The organism is Microbacterium awajiense, assembly GCF_039536545.1.
Lineage (GTDB): Bacteria > Actinomycetota > Actinomycetes > Actinomycetales > Microbacteriaceae > Microbacterium > Microbacterium awajiense.
Map to the genome: position 1 here is coordinate 16,228 of NZ_BAAAYU010000005.1, position 20,224 is coordinate 36,451.

The window sequence follows — 20,224 nt, forward strand, 5'->3', positions numbered from 1 at the left end:
CGTGCCGGGTGGGAATCAGCGGCGTGACGCCGATTCCCACCCGGGATGACGATTCTCAGCGACGGCGCCCACCGGATGCCGCGGGTCACACCAGCGAGTCGCGCCAGGCGGCGTGCAGTTGGGCGAACTTGCCCGTACCGCCGATGAGCACCTCCGGTGCGTCGTCCTCGATGATCTGACCGTGCTCCATCACCAGCACGCGGTCGGCGATCGCGACGGTCGACAGTCGATGCGCGATGATGAGCGCCGTGCGGTCGGCCAGCAGCGTCTGCAGCGCGTCCTGGATCTGCCGCTCGCTGGGGATGTCGAGCGACGCAGTGGCCTCGTCGAGGATCAGCACCGCCGGGTCGGCGAGGAACGCCCGCGCGAACGAGATCAGCTGCCGCTGCCCGGCCGACACGCGGCCGCCGCGCTTGTTGACGTCGGTCGCGTAACCGTCGGGCAGCGCCGAGATGAACGCGTGGGCGCCGACGGCGCGCGCCGCATCCTGGATCTCGTCCAGCGTCGCGTCCGGTTTGCCCAGGGCGATGTTGTCGGCGACCGTTCCGCTGAACAGGTACGCCTCCTGCGTGACCATGACGATCGCGCGGCGCAGGTCCTTGGGGTGCATCCGCCGCAGGTCGACGCCGTCGAGCGTGACACTCCCCTGCGTCGGGTCGTAGAACCGCGACACGAGCTTGGCGAGCGTCGACTTGCCGGCACCCGTCGTCCCCACCAGGGCGATGGTCTGTCCCGTGGGGATGTCGAGCGAGAAGTCGGGAAGGATGACGCGGTCGCGGTCGTATCCGAACCGCACGTCGTCGAAGCGCACGTGGCCGCGCGCCGTCCACAGGTCGACGGGATCGACGGGATCGGGCACGGTCGGCTCCTCCTCGAGCACTCCCGACACCTTCTCGAGCGCGGCTGTCGCCGACTGGTACGAGTTCAGGAAGAACGCGACCTCCTGCAGCGGCGAGAAGAAGTTGCGCACGTACAGCACGGCCGACAGCAGGAAGCCGATCTCCATCGCACCGTCCACGACGCGGATGCCGCCCCACGCGATCACCATCGCGAGCGTGAAGGATGCCACGGCCATCAGGCCCGGCTCGAACGTGCCGAACAGGCGGATCGAGCGCATGTTGACGTCGCGGTAGTCGCTGGCGAGGCCGCCGAACTCGTCGTCGTTGCGGGGCTCCTTGCGGAAGGCCTTGACCGCGCGGATGCCGGTCATGGTCTCGACGAACTTCACGATCACCTTCGCGCTGATGACGCGCGATTCGCGGTAGACCAGCTGCGAGCGGGTGTAGAACCAGCGCATCAGCAGGAACAGCGGGATGCCCATCACCGTGAGGATCACGCCCGACTGCCAATCCACGAGGAACAGCGCGACGAGCGTGAAGGCGCCGTACAGGATGCCCGACACCAGCTCGTTGAGCCCACCGTCGAGCAGCTCGCGGATCGAGTCGAGGTCGCTCGTCTGACGCGAGATGATGCGGCCCGACGTGTACGACTCGTGGAACTCGAGGCTCAGCTTCTGCGTGTGCAGGAAGATGCGCTTGCGCAGGTCGAGCATGATCGCCTGCGTGAGGCGCGCCGCCACGACGACGTACCACCCGATGAGCGCGGCGCCCCCGATCGCAGAGACGAGGTAGACGGCCACGACCAGGATCGTCGGCATCCAGTCGGCGTCGTCCAACACCGCCGGCAGCGCGTTGTTGATGCCGAGGCCGATGAGCCACGGCCCCGCCACGCGCAGCGCCGTCGAGATCACCAGCACGGCGCCGGCGAGGACGAGCTGCCAGCGCACCGGCTGCACGAGCGAGCCGAGCAGGCGCAGCGAGCGGCGCCGGATCGCCCGGCTCTCTTCGCGCGTGTAGTCCGAGCGGTCCTCACCGCTCGTACCGGTCACGGTCGTGCTCACAGGATCACCTCCGCCGACTCCTGACCTCGTCGGATGCCGCGCATCCGCTCCTCTTCGATCTCGAGGCTCGAGATCACATGACGGTAGTGGGCGCTGGTGCGCAGCAGGTCGGAGTGCACGCCGACGGCGGTGACGCGGCCCGCTTCGAGCAGCGCGACGCGGTCGGCGAGGGTCACCGTCGACGGACGGTGTGCGACGACGAGCGCTGTGGTCTCGTGCAGCACGTCGCGCAGCGCGTCCTCGACGAGCGCCTCGGTGTCGACGTCGAGCGCCGACAGCGGGTCGTCGAGCACGAGCACGGCCGGGCGCGCGGCGACCGCGCGCGCGAGCGCGAGCCGCTGGCGCTGGCCGCCCGACAGCGACAGGCCCTCTTCGCCGATCACGGTGTCCAGGCCTGCGGGCAGCTCGTACACGAACCCCGCCTGTGCGACCTGGAGCGCCTCGCGCAGCACGGCCTCGGCCTCGGCCGAACCGGGCACGAGGTCTTCGCGACCGAGCAGCACGTTCTCGCGCACGGTCTGCGAGAACAGCGTCGCGTCCTCGAAGGCCATGCCGATATGGCGGCGCAGTTCGACGAGCGTGAGGTCGCGCACGTCGACCCCGTCGAGGGTGACCCGGCCGCCCGTGACGTCGTAGAGGCGCGTCGGCAGCGTCGTCAGCGTCGTCTTGCCCGACCCGGTGAGACCGACCAGCGCCATGGTCTCGCCCGGTCGCAGGCGCAGGTCGACGCCGTCGAGCAGGTCGCGCTCACCGGCCGCGGCATCCTGATACCGGAAGTGCACGCCCTCGAACGCCAGTTCGCCTCGCGGTCGCTCGAGCGTCGACGGATGCTCGGGGTCGACGATGGCGTTGTGCTCGTCGAACACCTCGAAGATGCGGTCGGTGGCCGTGCGGGCATCGAGCGTGAACGAGAAGAGGAAGCCGATCGACTCCATCGGCCAGCGCAGCACGGTGCCCATCGCGAAGAACGCGATGAGCTCGGCGGTCTGCAGCTGCCCGAGCTGCACCAGGTAGATGCCGGCTCCCAGGCACAGCGCGAACGCGATGTCGGGCAGCAGCACGAGCCAGAACCAGATCCAGCCGACCGCGCGCGCCTTGCTCAGCTCGGTCTCGCGCAGCGTCTCGGCTTGCCGTGTGAACTTGCGCAGCGCATGCGTGCCGCGGCCGAAGGCCTTGAGGACGCGGATGCCGTGCACACTCTCCTCGACCGAGGTGGCGAGGTCGCCGGCCTGGTCCTGAGACTGGCGCGCGAGCACGCCGTACGTCTTCTCGAAGCGGTAGCCCGCGTACCAGAGGGGGGCCGACGTCACCAGGAAGATCGTGCCCAGCAGCCAGTGCCACCGGAACAGCAGCACGGTTCCGACCAGGATCGTGAGCACGTTCACGACGAGCAGCACGAGGCCGAAGGCCATCCAGCGCCGCAGCATGCTGATGTCCTGCATCATGCGGCTGAGCAGCTGACCCGACTGCCACCGATCGTGGAAGGCGACGGGCAGCCGCTGCAGGCGCGCATAGAACGTCTGGCGGATCTCGTACTCCACACCCGTCGCGGGTCCGAGCACGAACCAGCGCCGCAACCACACCATCAGGGCTTCGGCCAGGCCGAGGCCGAGGATCGCGGCAGCACCCCACGCGAGCTGCACCGGATCGCCCGAGGTGATGGGCCCGGCGACGACGGCTTCGAGCACGAGCGGGATCATGAGCGCGAGCAGGCTCGCCAGCAGGGCGCTGGCGGCGCCGAGGGTCAGGCGCGGCAGCACCGGGCGTGCGAACGTCAGCAGGCGCGCCAGCGCACGCGGGGTGGAGAGGGTGGACCGGGGCGGGTCGACGGTGGTGGTCATGATCCTTGTGGGGACGGTGGAGCGGGTGGTCCGTGTGGGACCGGAGTGCGCAGAGCGCGGGCGGAGGCGGACTCTCCTGACGAGGGCAACGCTGCGAAGGGCTGCGATATGCCGGAAGACGGATGCGCGACGCGCAGGCGTCGCGTCGGGCGGCGACTACCCCCGGAAGCGAATGCGCCCGAAGCCTGCCGGACCGCCGATGGCGGGGGTGGGGAGGACGACGGTCTTCGCGGTGACGGCGACCTGGTACATGGCATCCTCCTCAGGGCTGGGCGGGGTGTCGCGAACGCGACAGCCGTTCAGGATATCGCCCGTGTTTCGTCGAGCGCAACAACGAATTTCCGCGGCATCGGTGACAGCCAGTGCCGAAGCTGCGGCGCCGGAAACCTGTCCCGGCGCCCGAAACCTGTGGCGCCGTTTCAGGAAACAGGCGCCACAGGGCCGCGTCAGGCGGCGGCCTCGCGCGCGAGCAGGCTCTGCTTCACATCGAGTCCCCACGCGAAGCCGCCCAGGGTGCCGTCGGCGCGCAGCACCCGGTGGCACGGCACGAACAGGGCCGGCGCGTTGCGCGCGCACACGGACGCCGCGGCCCGCACCGCGCGCGGCTGCCCCAGGCGCGCGGCGAGCTCGGTGTACGTGAGCGGGCTGCCGGCGGGGATCTCGCGCAGCGCGTGCCAGCCGTCCTGCTGCATCGCCGTGCCGCGCTGCACGACGGGGACGGCGTCGACGGCGTGCACATCGCCGCCGTAGTAGGCGGCGACGGCGGATGCGGCATCCGTCTCGCCCTCGACGACATCGGCGGGCCGGTCGCCGGCGCGCAGGCGCCGCAGGATCGCCTCGCGGTCGGCCGTCCAGCCCGACGCCAGCACGCGGCCCGCGTCGTCGGCGAGGATCGTGAAGGCGCCGTCCGGGGTGTCGACGGTCTGGATTGTCGCGGTGGTCATGTCGTCTCCTCAGTCGGTCGGGATGCCGCGCGCCACAGGTGCGCGGTGAGGTAGCTGCGCCACGGGGCGACGCGCTCGGCCCACGCCGCGAGCGGGCGCGGCTCGGCGGGGATGCCGAGCGCCGCCGCGCCGGTGCGGACGGCGACGTCGCCGGGCAGGACCACGTCCGGATCGCCGAGCACGCGCATCCGCACGTAGTCGGCCGTCCAGGGGCCGATGCCCGGCATCGCGAGCAGGGCGGCGCGCTGCTCGTCGCCGTCATCGCCGGGAGTCAGGGTGAGCGCGCCGTCGGCGAGCGCCGCGGCGGCACCGGTGACCGCGCGGATGCGCGCGCCGGGACCGCGGAGCACGTCGGCCCCGCCCTCGGCGATGGCGGTCATCGTCGGAAAGAGCAGGGCACCGTCGGCGGTGCGCTCCCCCAACGCCTCGGTGAGAGACGTGAGCGCCGTGCGGGCGGCGGCGACCGTGATCTGCTGGCCGACCATGGCCCGGATGAGCATCTCGTGCGGGTCGGCGGCACCGGGCACCCGGATGCCGGGCACGGCGGCGACGCTGCCCGCGAGCTGCGGATGCCGTGCCAGCGCCTCGTCGACGGCGGCGGGATCGGCGTCGAGATCGAACAGGCGCCGCGCCCGGGTGACCAGCGGCGCGAGGTCGCTCAGGCGCGACAGCCGGGCACGAAGACGTACGCGGCCGGCGGCGTCCCGGCGCAGTTCGAACCATGCGGGGCCGCCGGCCAGGCGCAGGGTGCGGGCGAAGGCGTCGTCGCCGGCCGTCTCGACTCCCGGGATCGCGCGGACCGCCATCCAGGCGAACAGGCCGTCGACGTCGAGGGGCTCGCGGTGCGGCAGGATCAGGTCGATCGTGCCGACCGCCTCCTGGGCATGACCGCGGCGTCGTGCGCGCAGCGCGAGCGGCGGCATCCCGAACACCTCGCGCACGGTGTCGTTGAACTGTCGGATGCTGGTGAAACCGGCCGAGAAGGCGATGTCGGCGGCCGGCAGGTCGGTGCCGACGAGCAGCATCCGGGCCGTGTGCGCGCGGTGCGCGCGGCTGAGGGCGAGCGGCCCCGCGCCGAGTTCGGCGGTGAGCAGCCTCGTGAGGTGTCGGGGCGAGTAGCCGAGGCGGCGAGCCAGGCCCGGAACGCCCTCGCGCTCGACCACGCCATCGGCGATGAGGCGCATCGTGCGGGCTGTGACGTCGCCGCGCAGGTTCCACTCGGGCGACCCGGGCGCCGCTTCGGGCAGGCATCGCTTGCAGGCGCGGTAGCCGGCCTCGTGCGCGGCGGCCGACGTCGCATAGAAGGTCACATTCGCCGCTTTGGGGGTGCGCGCGGGACAGCTGGGCCGACAGTAGATGCCCGTCGATCGCACCGCGGTGACGAACTGGCCGTCGAAGCGCACGTCGCGCGCGTGGATGGCGCGGTACCGCTCGTCGAAGGTCATCGCCATGCTCATGGGTCAAGCCTGACACGGCGCGATGATGGCGGCTAGCGGAAATCGGACACGGCGGTGCCCCGCGCGCTCAGCGCTGTTCGGTCGCGGATGCCGCCCGCTCGAGACCGTCGAGCAGCAGGTCGAGGCCGTACCCGAACGAGTCGCCGAAACGGTAGTCGGGCTTCATGGCGTGCTCGACGGTGAAGCGCACGAGGTAGGGGTAGGTCTCGGGCCTGAAGGCGGCCGAGATCTCAGCCGCCACCTCGTTGGACTCCTCGCCGCCCTGCACGGGCAGGTTCGCCTCCTGGATCGCGAAGCCGTACACGTAGCTGTCGAGCACGGCGTAGGCGTGCGCTGTCAGCGGTATCGAGAGGCCGCCCTCGATGAGGCACTCCAGCATCGCGTTGTGGTGGCGCAGCGTCTCGGGCCCGGGGGAACGACGCGACTCGAGCAGGGGCACCGACCACGGATGCCGCGCGAGCACCTCCCGTGTCGATTCGCACCGGGCGCGCACGGCCTCGCGCCACGGCAGCGACGGATCCGGCAGCGCCATCTGCGCGAAGACGAGATCGACCATGCCGTCGAGCACGTCCTCCTTGCCGTCGACGTAGTGGTAGAGCGTCATCGGGCCGACAGCCATGTCGGTGGCGAGCGCGCGGATCGTGAGGGCCTCGAGGCCTTCGCGGTCGGCGAGGGCGACGGCGGCGCTCATGATGCGCTCCCTGGTCGGCTTCTCTCGCCGGCGGCTTTGCTGCGGCATCCGTTCTCCTTTCGGTGTTGACACATCGTACTAAGTACGGATACGGTAGCACCAATTCTCGTACTTAGTACCAATCATCGATCCAGGAGAAACCGTGTCCCTCACCGCAACCGCCCCGATCCCCACCACCCACATCACGACCACCGGCACGATGCGTGCCGTGTCGCAGAGCCGCTACGGCTCGGCCGACGCGCTCGACGTCACCACGCGTGAGATCCCCACCCCCGCGGCCGGGCAGGTGCTCGTCCGCGTCCGCGCCGCCGGCGTCGATCGGGGCGTCTGGCACCTGATGACGGGCCGCCCCTACCTGATCCGCGTCCTCGGATTCGGCTTCCGTCGGCCGAAGCAGCCGGTGCGCGGCAGCGACGTCGCCGGCACCGTCGTCGCCGTCGGCCCCGATGTCGACCGCTTCACCGTCGGCGACGAGGTCTTCGGCACCGCCGACGGCTCGTTCGCCGAGTACGCCGTCGCGCGGGCCGACCGCCTCGCCTCGGCTCCCCAGAGTGTCAGCGCAGCCGAGGCGGCGGTGCTCGCGGTCTCGGGCACCACCGCCCAGCACGCCGTCGAAGACGTCGCCGATGTGCAGCCCGGCCAGCACGTGCTGGTGCTCGGCGCCTCCGGCGGGGTCGGCTCGTACGCCGTGCAGCTCGCGGCCTCGCGCGGCGCGACCGTCACCGGAGTCGCCAGCGGCGCCAAGGCCGACCACGTGCGCTCGATGGGCGCCGAGCGCGTCGTCGACTACCGCACCACCGACATCGCGGCGTCGGGCGAGCTGTTCGACGTCATCATCGACACCGGCGGCAACACGCCGCTGCGCCGGCTGCGCCGCATCCTCTCCCCCGAGGGCACACTCGCGATCGTCGGCGGCGAGGACGGCGGCTCGCTCACCGGCGGAATCGGCCGCCAGCTCACCGCTGCGCTCCTGTCGAACTTCACCAGCCAGACGCTCGCGTTCTTCATCACCCCCGAGCACTTCGCGCCGCTCGAGCGCCTCGCCGCGCACGTCGAGGCCGGCCACGTGCGCGCCCCCCTCACGCGCCGCTACCCGCTCGCCGCAGCGCCGGACGCGATCGACGACCTCGTCGGCGGCCGCATCGCCGGCAAGGCCGCCGTCATCGTCGAGGAGGCGTGATGTCGCCGTCCACCTCTCACACGCCATCCCCCACCGAGCCGACCGCCCTGCACCGAGGAACCACGATGACCACCGCCACTGCCACCACCGCCGCGATCCGCGGCACCGACACCCCCTCCGCGACCGCCGCCCTGTGGGCCGGCATCGGCTACGCGATCCTGTTCGTCGCGGCGATCGCCGCCAACTTCGGGGTCGTGACCTCGATCACCGCTGCCGGCGACCCGACGGCGATGGTCGACGCGATCGCCGCCGACCCCACCGCGTTCCGCTTCACGGTGCTCGCGTTCGGCGTGATCTTCGTCCTCGACGTCGTGATCGCGTGGGGTCTGCACGTGCTGCTGCGTCCGACCGGTGAGATGCGCTCGCTGCTGGCGGCCTGGATGCGGCTCGCCTACACCGTGCTGCTGGGGGTCGCGGTGGGCCTCATGCACCTCGCGGGCCAGGTCGCCACCGGAGCCCTGCCCGTGACGGATGCCACGGGCACGACCGCGCTGCTCATGGCCGGCTTCGACATCACCTGGATCGTCGGTCTCGCCGCATTCGGCGTGCATCTGCTGGTGATCGGCTGGATCCTCGTCCGGTCGCGCGTGGCCCCGCGCATCCTCGGCATCGGGCTCATGATCGCCGGTGCCGCGTACATCGCCGACACGGTCGCGCACCTGCTGGTCGCCGACTACACCGCGATCGCCGACGTCATGCTCGCCATCGTCGCCGTGCCCTCGATGCTCGCCGAGCTGGGCCTCACGGTGTGGCTCTTCCTCGCCGCGCGCCGCGTGCGCACCGGCCGCCCCCTCGGGCGGGCTTATATCGTGGCGGCATGAGCGCACGAGAATATGACGTCATCGTGATCGGTGCGGGGGCCGTCGGCGAGAACGTCGCCGACTACGCACACAAGGGCGGCCTGTCGGCGGTCATCGTCGAGGCCGAACTGGTCGGCGGTGAGTGCTCGTACTGGGCGTGCATGCCATCGAAGGCGCTGCTGCGCAGCGACGCCGCCCTGCGCGCCGCGCGCGCCGTCGACGGAGCGAAGCAGGCCGTCGCCGGCGCCGTCGACGTCGCGGGAACGCTCCGCCGCCGCGACCGGATCGCCCACGAGTGGAACGACCAGTCGCAGGTCGACTGGCTGGACGGCGCCGGCATCGACCTGGTGCGCGGCCACGGTCGCCTCACGGGCCGCAACGCGGTCACCGTCGACACCCCCGACGGCCTGGTCGAGCTGACCGCACGCCACGCCGTCGTGGTCTCGACCGGGTCGGCCGCGCTGCTGCCCGACATCCCCGGCCTGCGAGACGTCTCACCCTGGACGAGCCGCGACGCCACGAGCGCGAAGAGCGCCCCGCAGAGCCTGGCGATCATCGGGGGCGGCGTGGTCGGGGCCGAGATGGCGACCGCCTATGCGAGCTTCGGCACCGCCGTGACGGTGATCGCCCGCTCTGCCCTGCTCGGCGGCCTCGAGCCGTTCGCGGGCGACGCCGTGCGGGCATCGCTCGAGGAGTCGGGCGCGACCGTGCTCATGGGAGTCGAGACGCTCGCCGCGCGACGCGTCGACGGCGCCGTCGAACTCGACCTGTCGGACGGCCGCACCGTCACCGCCGACGAAGTGCTCGTCGCGACCGGACGCACGCCGCGCACCGGCGACGTCGGACTCGAGACCGTCGGGCTGACGCCGGGCGACTGGCTCGACGTCGACGACAGCCTCCTCGTGCGCGGCACCGACTGGCTGTATGCGACGGGCGACGTCAACCACCGCGCCCTGCTGACCCACCAGGGCAAGTACCAGGCGCGCGCGGCCGGCACCGCGATCGCCGCGCGGGCGGCGGGCCGCGCCGTCGACGATGCGCCGTGGGGTGCCGCCGTCGCGACCGCCGATCATGCTCACGTGCCCCAGGTGACGTTCACCGATCCCGAGGTCGCCTCGGTCGGACTGACCGAAGCGGCAGCGCGCCGGGCGGGGCGCAGCATCCGGGTACTCGACTACGACCTGTCGTGGATCGCCGGCGCGACCACCCTCGCCGACGACTACACCGGGCGTGCGCGGGCGATCGTCGACACCGACCGCGACGTGCTCATCGGCGCGACGTTCGTCGGGGCGGGCGTCGGCGAGCTGCTGCACGCGGCGACGATCGCGATCGTCGGCGAGGTCCCGCTGGATCGGCTGTGGCACGCCGTGCCGTCGTACCCGACGCTCAGCGAGGTGTGGCTGCGCTGGCTCGAGGACTACCGCGGCTGACCGCGGCCGCGCGAACGCTTCAGCGACTGCCACACGACGCGCAACGGCCTCGTGAGCCGCCAGCTCTCCGAGTCGACCAGCGCGGCCAACTGCCCCGGCACGGCGTCCAGCAGCACGCGCTCGGTGACCGCCGCGCCGAGCCGCTCGTAGTCGGCCCGGATGCGGTCGGCCGTCGCATCGTCCGCGTCGAAGAGCGCCCGCAGCCGCGGATCGGCCACCTCGCCGACGGCGAGCACGCCCAGCCCGTAGGAGTGGCGGAACGAGAACGTCGGATGCTGCTGCGAGAGCTCGTCCCACACGCGCCAGACACCGAACCCGCGCTCGGTGACAGCGATGTCGTGGAACAGGATCACGCCGCCGTCGCGCACCGATGAGCGCCACATCGTCACGTCCTCGAGCACGTCCTCGTAGAAGTGACGCCCGTCGATGTGCAGCAGGTCGGTCGAGGCATCCGGCACCTGCGGGCGCACGTCGGCGAAGTACCCGCGGCGCAGCCGCACCGTGTCGGGATAGTCGGCGGCCGCGATCTCGGCGACCGCGCGATACACCTCGTCACCGTAGAAGCCGATGTGCTCGTCACCCTCCCAGCTGTCGACGGCGTCGATCGTCGTGTCCAGGCCGAGCCGCTTCGCGGCCTCGGCGAACACGAACGTCGAGAAGCCGTTGTGCGTGCCCAGTTCGACGACCGAGCGCGGCGCCAGCACGTCCATGAGCCAGAAGGCGAACGGAGCGTGGCCGCCCCACGCGGTGTCGGGGAAGTGCGCCGGCTGCCAGTACGACAGCGGCGACATCCAGAACGGCCACTCGCGTGCGGCCATCAGTGGAAGAAGTGCCTCTCGCCGGTGAAGAACATCGTCACGCCCGCCTCGCGCGCCGCATCGACGACCTCGTCGTCGCGGACCGATCCGCCGGGCTGGATGATGGTCGAGATCCCCGCGTCGATGAGCACCTGCGGTCCGTCGGCGAACGGGAAGAACGCATCGGATGCCGCGACCGACCCCGCGGCACGATTGCCCGCGCGCTCGACGGCGAGGCGGCACGAGTCGACGCGGTTGACCTGGCCCATCCCGATGCCGACGGTCGCCGACGCCTGCGACAGCACGATCGCGTTCGACTTGACGGCGCGGCACGCCTTCCACGCGAAGATGAGGTTCGTCATGTCCTCGGGCTCGGGGCGCTGCCCCGACACGAGCTGCCAATCGGTGGCGACCGATTCGATGTCGTCCGGGAACCGGTCGGCGTCCTGCAGGAGCAGGCCGCCCGAGACCAGGCGCACGTCCATGCGCTCCTGCTGCCAGTCGTCGGGCAGCTTCATGACGCGCAGGTTGCGCTTGAGCTTGAAGACCTCGAGGGCCTCGGGCTCGAAATCGGGCGCGACGATCACCTCGGTGAAGATGTCGCGCAGGTTCTCGGCCATCTTCAGCGTCACCGTGCGGTTGGCGGCGATCACGCCGCCGAACGCCGACACCGGGTCGCATTCGTGAGCGCGCAGATGGGCGCTGGCGATGGGGTCGAGCGCGCTCGGTGCGGCCACGGCGATGCCGCACGGGTTCGCGTGCTTGATGATGGCGACGGCGGGCTTGACCATGTCGAAGGCCGCACGCACGGCCGCATCCGAGTCGACGTAGTTGTTGTACGACATGTCGCGACCCTGCAGCTGGGTCGCCTGGGCGATGCCGTGACCGCCCACGGTGGTGTAGATCGCGGCGCGCTGGTGGGAGTTCTCGCCGTAGCGCAGGGTCGCCAGCCGTTCGGCCTTGATCGTGAGGTGTTCGGGCAGGTCCTGTTCCGACAGGCTCTCCTCCGAGAACCAGGTCGCCACCGCGCGATCGTACGCGGCGGTGTGGGCGAAGGCACGCGCGGCGAGCTCGCGGCGCTGCGTCAGGGTGGTGCCGCCGGAGCCCAGCGACTCGATGACCGCCGGGTACGACTCGGGCGAGACGACGATCGCGACGTTGGCGAAGTTCTTCGCCGACGCGCGCACCATCGCCGGTCCGCCGATGTCGATCTGTTCGACCACGGCGTCGCCGACCGCTCCCGAGGCGACGGTCTCGACGAACGGGTAGAGGTTGACCACGACGAGCTCGAACGGCTGGATGCCCAGCTCGGCGAGCTGAAGCTCGTGGTCCTCGAGACGAAGATCGGCGAGCAGGCCCGCGTGCACGCTCGGGTGCAGGGTCTTGACGCGGCCGCCCAGGGATTCGGGGAACCCGGTCACCGTCGCGACGTCGGTGACGTCGAAGCCGGCGTCGCGGATGCGCGCGGCCGTCGATCCCGTCGACACGATCTCGACCCCCGCACCGGCGAGCGCGGCGGCCAGGGTCAGCAGCTCGGTCTTGTCGCTCACCGACACGAGCGCCCGACGCACGGGGACGACGTCTCGGTGGCGGTACTGGGCGGTATCGGGCGTGGGGCCGGCCATGCAGGACTCCTCGGGTCAGGGTGCGGGGGGTGCGTGGGACGCCGCGACGGCGTCGAGATCGAGGTCGCCGTCGGCGATGCGGCGCACGACGTCGATCAGCAGGCGACGCTCGACGGGCTTGATGCGGGCGTGCAGGGTGTGCTCGTCGTCATCGGGCAGCACCGGGACGCGCTCCTGGGCGAGGATCGGCCCGGTGTCGACGCCGTCGTCGACGAGGATGACGCTCGCCCCGGTGCGGGTGGCCTGCGCCGCGAGCGCGTCGCGCACGGCATGCGCGCCCGGGAACTCGGGCAGGTGGGCGGGGTGGGTGTTGACGATGCGCGGCGACCAGTCCGCGACGACCGCGTGCGGCAGCAGGCGCATGAGGCCCGACAGCACGACGAGGTCGGGCCGCCAGACCGACAGCTGGGAGCTCAGCTCGGCACCCCACCGCTCGCGCGAGTCGAACGCGTCGAACGGCACCATGAAGCTCGGGATGCCGAACTCCTCGGCGTGGGCGAAGCCGTCGGCCTCCCGGTCGGCGCCGACCACGACGATCTCGGCGGGATACTGCGGATCGGCGGCCGCCTCGAGCAGAGCCCTGAGATTGGACCCCGCGCCCGAGATGAGAACGGCGACCGTGAGCACGCGGCTAGTCTACGACGGCCGCCGCGAGGTCCCCGGTCGAGCAGAGCCATCGGCGGAGTGGCGGCGCGGCGACAGGATGAGGATGCCCGCGCCCACGAGGGTCTCGAGGCCGACGGCGAGCGCGACGGGACCGGCCGACGGGCCGAACTCGGCCATCGCGTCGGGTCCGAGCGCCCCCGAGGCTGCGAAGGCGAGCAGCGCGGCGGCTCCGGCTGCCAGCAGCGCCATGCCCACGACGATGACCAGCCGCGGCAGCACGGGGTCGTCGGCGGACGAGTCCACCTCGGCGACGTCGACGTCTGCGGCGTCGTCTGGCTCGGGCTCGACGATCGGCGCCGTCGCCAGCAAGCCCTGCAGGGCCGCGGTGCGCGACGGATCGCGCGGTGCGGCGCCGTCGACGATGCGAGCCGCGGCGACGTCACGCACGGCGGCGTCACGCACGGCGGCGCCCGCCGGCATCCCGTGCGCGACGAGTCTCGAGCGCACGACCCAGCCCGCGAAGGCCGCCAGCGCGACGGGCACGAGGACGACGAGCATGAGCCAGGGACTCGTCGACTCGGGCACGATGCCCAGCAGCGGGATGCCGGGCAGGACACCCGCCGATGTGCCTGCCGGCGACACGGCCGTGCCCACGCCGACGGCGAAACCCGGTCCGGCGAGGAACGCCATCCCCCACAGGGCGATGGTCGGCAGATAGGCCAGCTGGCCGAGCGTGACGATGATCGCACCGAGCACGTCCACATGCGCCGTCTCGTAGAGCGCGATGACCTCGCCACCGCGCAGCACGAGGGCGACGGCCGAGAGCAGCGAGCCCAGACCGACCAGACCGACGACGACGATCGTCGCCCCGCGGAAGGCGAGGCCGACCACCGGCCCCCATGCGACGTCGGCTTCGAGGCTGTCGCGCACGCGCGCGACGATGCCGGTCTCGGCCTCGATCCACTCGGTCGCCACTGCTGCTGCGACCAGCGGGACGGCGAACACCGCGGTCGGGATCACGACGGCCTGCCACAGCTCGACCGCGCCGATGTCGTTGCGCCCCGTGAGCGCGATGCCGGCCGCGAGGGCCGCGAAGACGAGGATGCCGGAGATGCACCCCGTGATCCACGTCTCGGCGCGTGACGCGCGCACGCCCGATCGGGCGGCGAACACCGCGGTGAAACCCGCGAACGCGAGGGGCGCGAGAGTCAGCGCGAACGTCTCGGCGGCGGGGGCGATCCCGGCCGCCGAGATGTAGCCGGCGGGCAGGGTGACCTCGAGCGGCACGAGGTTGCCGAACTGCCAGACGGTCGCGGATGCCGGCCACAGGGCCGCCCAGTCGGGCGGGGAGGTGAACCCGAACACCCACAGCACGGTCAGCGGCGCGAGGATCGCCGCGAGACCGACGGCGACCGCGATGGCGGCGTCGACGGCTGCAAGGAGGGAGACGACGAGGCGATTCATGCCGTGTCGACCCTACCTATGAGAGGGGCGTGCGTCCGGCGCGCACGCCGGACGAAGCGGCGATGATCAGTCGTCGTGCGGCTCGAGCACGAACACCGCGATGCGCCGGTCGGTGCGCGTCTGGTACTGCGCGTAGTCGGGCCACACCTCGACCGCGCGGTCCCACCACAGCGCCCGCTCGTCGTCGTCGAGTTCCCGCGCCGTGTAGTCGCGCTTGACCGCGCCGTCCTGCAGCTCCACGTGCGGGTGGCGGCGCATGTTCTCGGCCCAGCGGGGTTCGTCGGGCGCACCGCCCTTCGACGCCACCACCGCGTAGCGACCGTCGTGCTCGACCCGCATGAGCGCGGTCTTGCGCAGTGCGCCGCTCTTCCAGCCGACGGTGGTGAGCACGATGATCGGCACCCCGCGCAGAGTGTCGGCTTCGGATCCCCCGGATGCCTCGAAGTTCTCGGCCTGGGTGCGGGCCCATTCCGATGTGGACGGTTTGTATTCTCCGGTCAGCGGCATGTGGCCAGCCTAACCGCGCGGGTCTAGCATGTGGCGCACGCGAGGAGTCGAGCACACGGGGGCCGCGATGACCGATCCGACGGCGAGAGACATCGGCACCGCCGAGCCCGAACCGCCCCCACACGTGCTCGAACTGCGCGTGCACGGAGTCAACAACACCACGCCCGCCGCCCTGCTCGATCTGCCCCCCGAGGGCGTGCGCACGGTCACCGGCGACAAGCTCGGCTCTTTCTGGGAGCCCACCGCCGAAGCGCTCGCGGCGGCGGACGGCGGCCGCGGTCATGTGCCTCCCGGCATACGCCGGGAGGCCTACTCCTGGGGCGGGATGGTGCGCACGACCCCCGAGGTCGGTGGCACGGGGGCCGTCGGCAAGGTGCTCGCCGCGGCTGCCCGCGTGTTCTACGCGATCCTGCTGCCGTTCAGCATCGGCAACGCGGTGCAGTGGTCGCGCCGGCTCGAGGGCGACGCCGCGGGCGTCTGGGCGAGCTGCACCGCCGGCGCGACGCGCCTGTTCGGCCTGGTCCTCACGCTGCTGTTCACCTCGACGGCCGCCTCGATCGCGCTCGACATCGGTGCCGCCCAGTGCGGGGCGCAGCCCGCGCTGTGCGGCCCGCTCGAGGGCCTCCTCGCCCCGGTCGAGGCCTGGAGCCCCGGCCTGCGTCTCGCGTTCTTCTCGCTGCTGCCCGTCCTGGCCGTCACGGTGCTGTGGATCGTGTCGGCCGTGTCGCAGGTGCGCTACGACGTCCTGCCCGGCATGAAGGGGGGCACCGCCGCCCACGCGACCGAGAGCCCTGCCTCGGCGGTGCTGTCGCAGCCGGGATTCTGGTCGAACCGCCTCACGCGGCACCTCGCCCGCACCCACCTGGCCGCGGCGATCAGCCTCACGACGATGTTCATCGGCTTGCAGGCATCCCTCGGCTGGGGCACCCGCTGCCGCGGACTCGTGCTCATGGGGTGCTGGGATGCCGGCGCCGTCGGGTGGCGCTTCTGGCTGGGGATCGCGGTCGCCGCCATCGGCCTGCTCGGGGTGGTCGCGGCGGCCGTGCTGGTGTGCACATTGCCGACGATGCGCATCCAGACCGAGGACGAGGTGGAAGGCGCCGCGCCCAACCGCGCGAGTCAGTGGCTGCTGCTGCTGTCGGCGGTCGTCTTCGGGGGCGTCGTGCTGGCGCTGGCGCTCGTGCCGACCGCCGACGTGGGCCCGATGCGGCAGTACGGCGCAGGGATGGCTCCGCTGCTGCTGGTGGCAGCCGGCACGGTGCTGGTGGTGCTCGGCTTCTGGTTCCGCCCCGCATCCGCACGCGGATCGGCCGTCGCGTGGGCGGGACGGGCGCCCGCGGTCTTCATGACGATGTCGCTCGCCGTGTCGGCGGCGGTCAGCTCGCTGGTCGCGGTGTCGGTCGGCGACGTGCTCAATGGATCCCGCGGACCGACCGAGCTGATCCGACAGGACGAAGCGGTCGCGCCGAGCGGCGGACGCGTGAGCGTCGTCTGGACCGACGCCCGCACCGGCGAGACCGGCGTCGTCGAGGTCGGCGGGCCGCTCGAGGTCCTGCCCAGCATCGAGATCTCGCGGTCGTACGTCGCGATCGGCACTCTCGTGCTCGTCGCGCTCGTGCTCGCCCTGATCTGGATCCTCATCCGCGTCTTCGCGGGACGCCGCTCGCTCATCGCGCGCGCCGACGCGTGGCGTTCGGCGCCGACCGCGGTGCCCCAGCCCGACGGCGGCGAGATGCCGCCGTCCACGCCAGAGCACATCATCGTTCCCGAGGGCGGCGTGCTGCCGCCTTCGGCGAAGAACCTGTTCGGGCGCATCTCGGACAAGCGCCGGTCGGCCGCGCGACTGCACCTCATGGAGCCGGCGGTGGGTGCGCTCGCGATCTGGCTGTTCGCCGCGCTGGTGTGCGGAATCGGCTGGACGGTGTGGGCGTTCGCGACCGGTGGCGAGCTGTGGGGCGACCTCACCGGCTTCTGGCGCGACGTCGTGATCTCGCTGATCGACGTCGGCATGGTCGTGCTCGCGTGGGTCGGGGTGCTGCTGGTCGGTCTGCTCGCAGCCGGTGCGGCCGGAGGGGGCACGCGCCCCCTGGGCATCGTGTGGGACATCGCGTGCTACCTTCCGCGCACCGGGCATCCGTTCGGGCCACCCTGCTACGCCGAGCGCGCCGTCCCCGAGATCGCCGGGCGGCTGAACCGCTGGCTGCGGCAGGACGACTCGCGCCGCGCGATCCTCGCCGCCCACAGCATGGGGGCCGTGCTCGCGGTGTCGGCGCTCGGGCTGCTGGCGAGCTCGCCCTCGACACGACCCGCGCTGTCGCGCATCGCCCTGCTGACGTTCGGCGTGCAGCTGCGGCCGTTCTTCGGGCGGATGCTGCCCGAACTGCTCGGACCCGACGTGCTCGGCGCCCATCCGTCGCTGCCGCCGCGCTTCGGCGACGCCGATCCGTGGCGAGCCGACTTCGACGCCCAGCAGGCCTCGACCGCGCGGCATCCGACCGCTGCTCCCGACGGCGACGGACCGCCGGTCGGGTGGGTCGCGGGCACCCTGCTGCCACGGCTCGTCGACGACCCCGCCTCACCCGCCGTCCGTGTGCGCTGGATCAGTCTGTGGCGTCTCACCGATTACCTGGGGTTCCCTGCCGTCAGCACCGCACCGCGGGGCGTCGATTGGGACAACATCGTCGACCGGTACGCGAGCGAGCTGGATGCCTCGGGGTACATGGTCGAGGTGGGCACCCACGGCGAGTACTACCGCGTCGCCGAGTACGACGAGTCGGTCATGCAGCTGCGCGACCGGCTCATCGCCGACCCCGACTGATCCTCCGCTCGGCCGTCAGGGTGCCCGGCGCCACGCGCCCGACGTGGGCAGGCTTCCGTCGAACAGCTGAGAGACGGTCACCAGGGTGAAGCCGCGGTCGAGCAGACCGTCGATGATCCGCGGTGTGGCCACCGCCGTGCTCTCGTGGATGTCGTGGACGAGCACGATCGAACCGGGCCGGGGTGGGTCGACCGCGCGGGCCACGAGCACGTCCGCGGACGGATGCTGGTAGTCGCTGGTGTCGACGTCCCACAGGATCGCGGCCATCCCCGCGGCGGCGAGCGTCGAGGCGTCGAACTCCCCGTAGGGCGGGCGGAACACCCGCACGGCCTGCCCGGATGCCGCCTCCAGCGCCACCGTCGTGCTGTCGATCTGCGACGCGACCTGCTCCGCCGTCAGATCGGTCAGGTTCGGATGGTTCCAGGTGTGGTTCTCGACCTCGTGGCCTTCGGCGGTCATGCGGCGGAGCGTGTCGCGACCGCCCGCGGCGTACTGGCCGAGCGCGAAGAAGGTCGCCACGGCGCCGCGCGCGTTCAGTTCGTCGAGGATCCCCGGCGTGAAGCGCGACGGCCCGTCGTCGTACGTCACTGCGACGCACGGCGTGAGCGAGCAGTCGGTCCATCCCGCCCCGACGCGAGCCGGCACCGCATACGCACGCGCACCGGCCTCGAGCATCCGCGCGCCGAAGGGCGAGACCAGCTCGGCCGCGACGGCAGCGGGCACCTCGACGGTGAGGGGCACGGTCGTCGCGACGACGCCGAGGGCGGTCAGCTCGGGCGCCGAGAAGCCGGGCGCGATCGTGAACGCGAGCCCGGCGGCTGTTGGAACGGTGGTCGTCAGCGCCGCACGGATCGCCTCGAGTTGCGCGTCGTCTCCGGCGGAGGGCGGCGCCAGGCTCAGTGCCCCGGCATCGCGGCGCACGGCGTCGACGATGTCGGCGCTGAGCGTGTCGGCCGCACCCTCGGCCCACAGCCCGGCCGCCGACACGGCCTCTCCGGTCGCGGCGTCGCCGTACGTGATCACGGCGATGTCGGATGCCACCTCCTCGGCGGATCCGCTGACGATCCGCACCCGCAGCCCGAGGAACGTGTCGGCAGCGGCGACCACGTCGCACACCAGCGCCGTGCCCGCTCCACCGGCCGGGCCGAGCGCCGGGTCGGTCAGCACGTCGGCGGCGGGGAGCCCGGTCGATCCCGCGACGCACAGCCGGTCGCCGAGTCCGGCGCCACGGGGGAAGACGGTCGGCGTGTAGCGCGTGCCGGATGCCTGTGCCGCGCCGTGCAGCCCCTCGCGGAGCTGATCCTCGACGGCCGCGTTGAACGCGCCGACGCCCGGCAGGAACAGCGTGCGCGCCTGCACGCGAGCGCTGTCGTCGCGCAGCCGGACCGGGGTGACGGATGCCGCGACGACGGGCGCGTGCGCGAGATCGACGGGAGCCGGAGGCTCGACCACGCGCACGTCGGCCACCACGGGCCACGGCGGCGGCATCCATCCCGGATCCGTGATGGGCGCGCACGCCGTCGACGCCGCGACGGTCGCCGCCGCGACCAGCGCGGCGATCACCCGACGGCGCGCCGGTCTCATGGCAGGATCCCGTCGAGCACCTGTGCGAACGCGGGGCGGTAGGCGTTCGGGTCGACGTCGCCGGCAGGCGGGATCAGCTCGGACTGCACGCGAACGACCCCGCCGGGCACCGCGACAGCGGCGACGATGCCGGCGTCGTCGAGGTCGGAGTGGACCACCGCGAGTCCCGATGCGAGGGTTTCGCTGCGAGGCTCCCCCGCGCGGTCGTCGGTCGCGATCACGACATCGAGGGGTGTGCCGTCGGTCAGCGTCATCCGCACGCGCAGCACGCCGTCGGGCGAGAGCACGACCAGTCCGTCCTCGCCGGCGCGGGTGACGAGCCATCCTTCCGGCACCACGACGCCCGCGGTGGCGGCAGGGGTCTCGAGGGTGATCGGCTCGTCGCCCTGCGACACGGTGCTCGCCAGGTTCGCGACCGTCGGTGGCACGGCGACGAGCACCGCCGCCGCGACGAAGAGGGCCACCAGCGCCGCACCGACGACCGCGAGCACGGTGGCCCAGCGCTGCGAGGGCGCGAGCCGGTCGCGCGAAGACCCGGACACTCCACGAACCCCCGGTCGACAGTGATCCTGGTGCGGTC

At 72.2% G+C, this 20,224-nt stretch carries 16 protein-coding genes; 4 read left to right on the top strand and 12 right to left on the bottom strand.

Annotated features, from left to right (window positions below):
* Positions 1 to 85 precede the first annotated feature (85 nt).
* From ABD663_RS06955 to ABD663_RS06975, 5 genes are all read right to left on the bottom strand, one after another.
* Positions 86 to 1,900, bottom strand: coding sequence for an ABC transporter ATP-binding protein (locus ABD663_RS06955; RefSeq protein ID WP_344737245.1), 1,815 nt, complete (start codon positions 1,898 to 1,900; stop codon positions 86 to 88).
* Complete coding sequence (locus ABD663_RS06960) at positions 1,897 to 3,741, bottom strand: ABC transporter ATP-binding protein (protein WP_344737246.1); 1,845 nt, start codon at positions 3,739 to 3,741, stop codon at positions 1,897 to 1,899. Before ABD663_RS06960 ends, ABD663_RS06955 begins: the two co-directional genes overlap by 4 nt.
* Positions 3,742 to 4,187: 446 nt before the next feature.
* Positions 4,188 to 4,685: a methylated-DNA--[protein]-cysteine S-methyltransferase gene (locus ABD663_RS06965; protein WP_344737247.1), complete on the bottom strand. Its 498-nt coding sequence runs from the start codon at positions 4,683 to 4,685 to the stop codon at positions 4,188 to 4,190.
* The gene (locus tag ABD663_RS06970; protein WP_344737248.1) at positions 4,682 to 6,142 is read right to left on the bottom strand and encodes a DNA-3-methyladenine glycosylase 2 family protein; all 1,461 of its coding nucleotides are present in this window, start codon (positions 6,140 to 6,142) and stop codon (positions 4,682 to 4,684) included. Before ABD663_RS06970 ends, ABD663_RS06965 begins: the two co-directional genes overlap by 4 nt.
* Positions 6,143 to 6,209: 67 nt before the next feature.
* Complete coding sequence (locus ABD663_RS06975) at positions 6,210 to 6,833, bottom strand: TetR/AcrR family transcriptional regulator C-terminal domain-containing protein (RefSeq protein ID WP_344737249.1); 624 nt, start codon at positions 6,831 to 6,833, stop codon at positions 6,210 to 6,212.
* A gap of 142 nt (positions 6,834 to 6,975) precedes the next feature.
* Here ABD663_RS06975 and ABD663_RS06980 point away from each other — a divergent pair, with 142 nt between their 5' ends.
* The 3 genes from ABD663_RS06980 (at position 6,976) to ABD663_RS06990 (ending at position 10,243) form a co-directional block, all read left to right on the top strand.
* Positions 6,976 to 8,013 carry an NAD(P)-dependent alcohol dehydrogenase gene (locus ABD663_RS06980; protein WP_344737250.1) on the top strand — a complete coding sequence of 346 codons (1,038 nt, stop codon included), beginning with the start codon at positions 6,976 to 6,978 and terminating at the stop codon, positions 8,011 to 8,013.
* A gap of 65 nt (positions 8,014 to 8,078) precedes the next feature.
* A complete protein-coding gene (locus ABD663_RS06985; RefSeq protein WP_344737251.1) occupies positions 8,079 to 8,834 on the top strand; it encodes a DUF4386 domain-containing protein in 756 nt (251 codons plus the stop codon).
* Positions 8,831 to 10,243 carry a dihydrolipoyl dehydrogenase family protein gene (locus ABD663_RS06990; RefSeq protein WP_344737252.1) on the top strand — a complete coding sequence of 471 codons (1,413 nt, stop codon included), beginning with the start codon at positions 8,831 to 8,833 and terminating at the stop codon, positions 10,241 to 10,243. Before ABD663_RS06985 ends, ABD663_RS06990 begins: the two co-directional genes overlap by 4 nt.
* On the opposite strand, the gene ABD663_RS06995 is transcribed toward ABD663_RS06990, so the two are convergent.
* The 5 genes from ABD663_RS06995 to ABD663_RS07015 form a co-directional block, all read right to left on the bottom strand.
* The gene (locus tag ABD663_RS06995) at positions 10,231 to 11,061 is read right to left on the bottom strand and encodes a class I SAM-dependent methyltransferase (protein ID WP_344737253.1); all 831 of its coding nucleotides are present in this window, start codon (positions 11,059 to 11,061) and stop codon (positions 10,231 to 10,233) included. The genes ABD663_RS06990 and ABD663_RS06995 overlap by 13 nt on opposite strands.
* Positions 11,061 to 12,665, bottom strand: a complete 1,605-nt coding sequence (gene purH / locus ABD663_RS07000; protein ID WP_344737254.1) for a bifunctional phosphoribosylaminoimidazolecarboxamide formyltransferase/IMP cyclohydrolase — start codon at positions 12,663 to 12,665, stop codon at positions 11,061 to 11,063. Before purH ends, ABD663_RS06995 begins: the two co-directional genes overlap by 1 nt.
* Positions 12,666 to 12,680: 15 nt before the next feature.
* The gene (purN, locus tag ABD663_RS07005) at positions 12,681 to 13,292 is read right to left on the bottom strand and encodes a phosphoribosylglycinamide formyltransferase (RefSeq protein ID WP_344737255.1); all 612 of its coding nucleotides are present in this window, start codon (positions 13,290 to 13,292) and stop codon (positions 12,681 to 12,683) included.
* A gap of 9 nt (positions 13,293 to 13,301) precedes the next feature.
* A complete protein-coding gene (locus ABD663_RS07010; protein WP_344737256.1) occupies positions 13,302 to 14,735 on the bottom strand; it encodes a cell division protein PerM in 1,434 nt (477 codons plus the stop codon).
* 66 nt (positions 14,736 to 14,801) lie between these two features.
* Positions 14,802 to 15,242, bottom strand: coding sequence for a nitroreductase family deazaflavin-dependent oxidoreductase (locus ABD663_RS07015; protein WP_344737257.1), 441 nt, complete (start codon positions 15,240 to 15,242; stop codon positions 14,802 to 14,804).
* 67 nt (positions 15,243 to 15,309) lie between these two features.
* Between ABD663_RS07015 and ABD663_RS07020 the strand changes: the two genes are divergently transcribed.
* The gene (locus ABD663_RS07020; RefSeq protein ID WP_344737258.1) at positions 15,310 to 18,060 is read left to right on the top strand and encodes a hypothetical protein; all 2,751 of its coding nucleotides are present in this window, start codon (positions 15,310 to 15,312) and stop codon (positions 18,058 to 18,060) included.
* A 15-nt stretch (positions 18,061 to 18,075) separates the two neighbouring features.
* Here the strand turns inward: ABD663_RS07020 and ABD663_RS07025 are convergent, their stop codons facing one another.
* On the bottom strand, positions 18,076 to 19,644 hold the full coding sequence (locus ABD663_RS07025; protein WP_344737259.1) for a polysaccharide deacetylase family protein: 1,569 nt from the start codon (positions 19,642 to 19,644) through the stop codon (positions 18,076 to 18,078).
* Positions 19,641 to 20,186 carry a hypothetical protein gene (locus ABD663_RS07030; RefSeq protein WP_344737260.1) on the bottom strand — a complete coding sequence of 182 codons (546 nt, stop codon included), beginning with the start codon at positions 20,184 to 20,186 and terminating at the stop codon, positions 19,641 to 19,643. Before ABD663_RS07030 ends, ABD663_RS07025 begins: the two co-directional genes overlap by 4 nt.
* Positions 20,187 to 20,224 lie beyond the last annotated feature (38 nt).

Excerpts from the sequence above, each read along its gene's own strand:
- ABD663_RS06960 (WP_344737246.1), bottom strand. The coding sequence starts at position 3,741 with ATGACCACCACCGTCGACCCGCCCCGGTCCACCCTCTCCACCCCGCGT.
- ABD663_RS06965 (WP_344737247.1), bottom strand. The coding sequence starts at position 4,685 with ATGACCACCGCGACAATCCAGACCGTCGACACCCCGGACGGCGCCTTC.
- ABD663_RS06970 (WP_344737248.1), bottom strand. The coding sequence starts at position 6,142 with ATGAGCATGGCGATGACCTTCGACGAGCGGTACCGCGCCATCCACGCG.
- ABD663_RS06975 (WP_344737249.1), bottom strand. The coding sequence starts at position 6,833 with ATGAGCGCCGCCGTCGCCCTCGCCGACCGCGAAGGCCTCGAGGCCCTC.
- ABD663_RS06985 (WP_344737251.1), top strand. The coding sequence starts at position 8,079 with ATGACCACCGCCACTGCCACCACCGCCGCGATCCGCGGCACCGACACC.
- ABD663_RS06990 (WP_344737252.1), top strand. The coding sequence starts at position 8,831 with ATGAGCGCACGAGAATATGACGTCATCGTGATCGGTGCGGGGGCCGTC.
- ABD663_RS06995 (WP_344737253.1), bottom strand. The coding sequence starts at position 11,061 with ATGGCCGCACGCGAGTGGCCGTTCTGGATGTCGCCGCTGTCGTACTGG.
- purH (WP_344737254.1), bottom strand. The coding sequence starts at position 12,665 with ATGGCCGGCCCCACGCCCGATACCGCCCAGTACCGCCACCGAGACGTC.
- ABD663_RS07010 (WP_344737256.1), bottom strand. The coding sequence starts at position 14,735 with ATGAATCGCCTCGTCGTCTCCCTCCTTGCAGCCGTCGACGCCGCCATC.
- ABD663_RS07015 (WP_344737257.1), bottom strand. The coding sequence starts at position 15,242 with ATGCCGCTGACCGGAGAATACAAACCGTCCACATCGGAATGGGCCCGC.
- ABD663_RS07020 (WP_344737258.1), top strand. The coding sequence starts at position 15,310 with ATGACCGATCCGACGGCGAGAGACATCGGCACCGCCGAGCCCGAACCG.
- ABD663_RS07025 (WP_344737259.1), bottom strand. The coding sequence starts at position 19,644 with ATGAGACCGGCGCGCCGTCGGGTGATCGCCGCGCTGGTCGCGGCGGCG.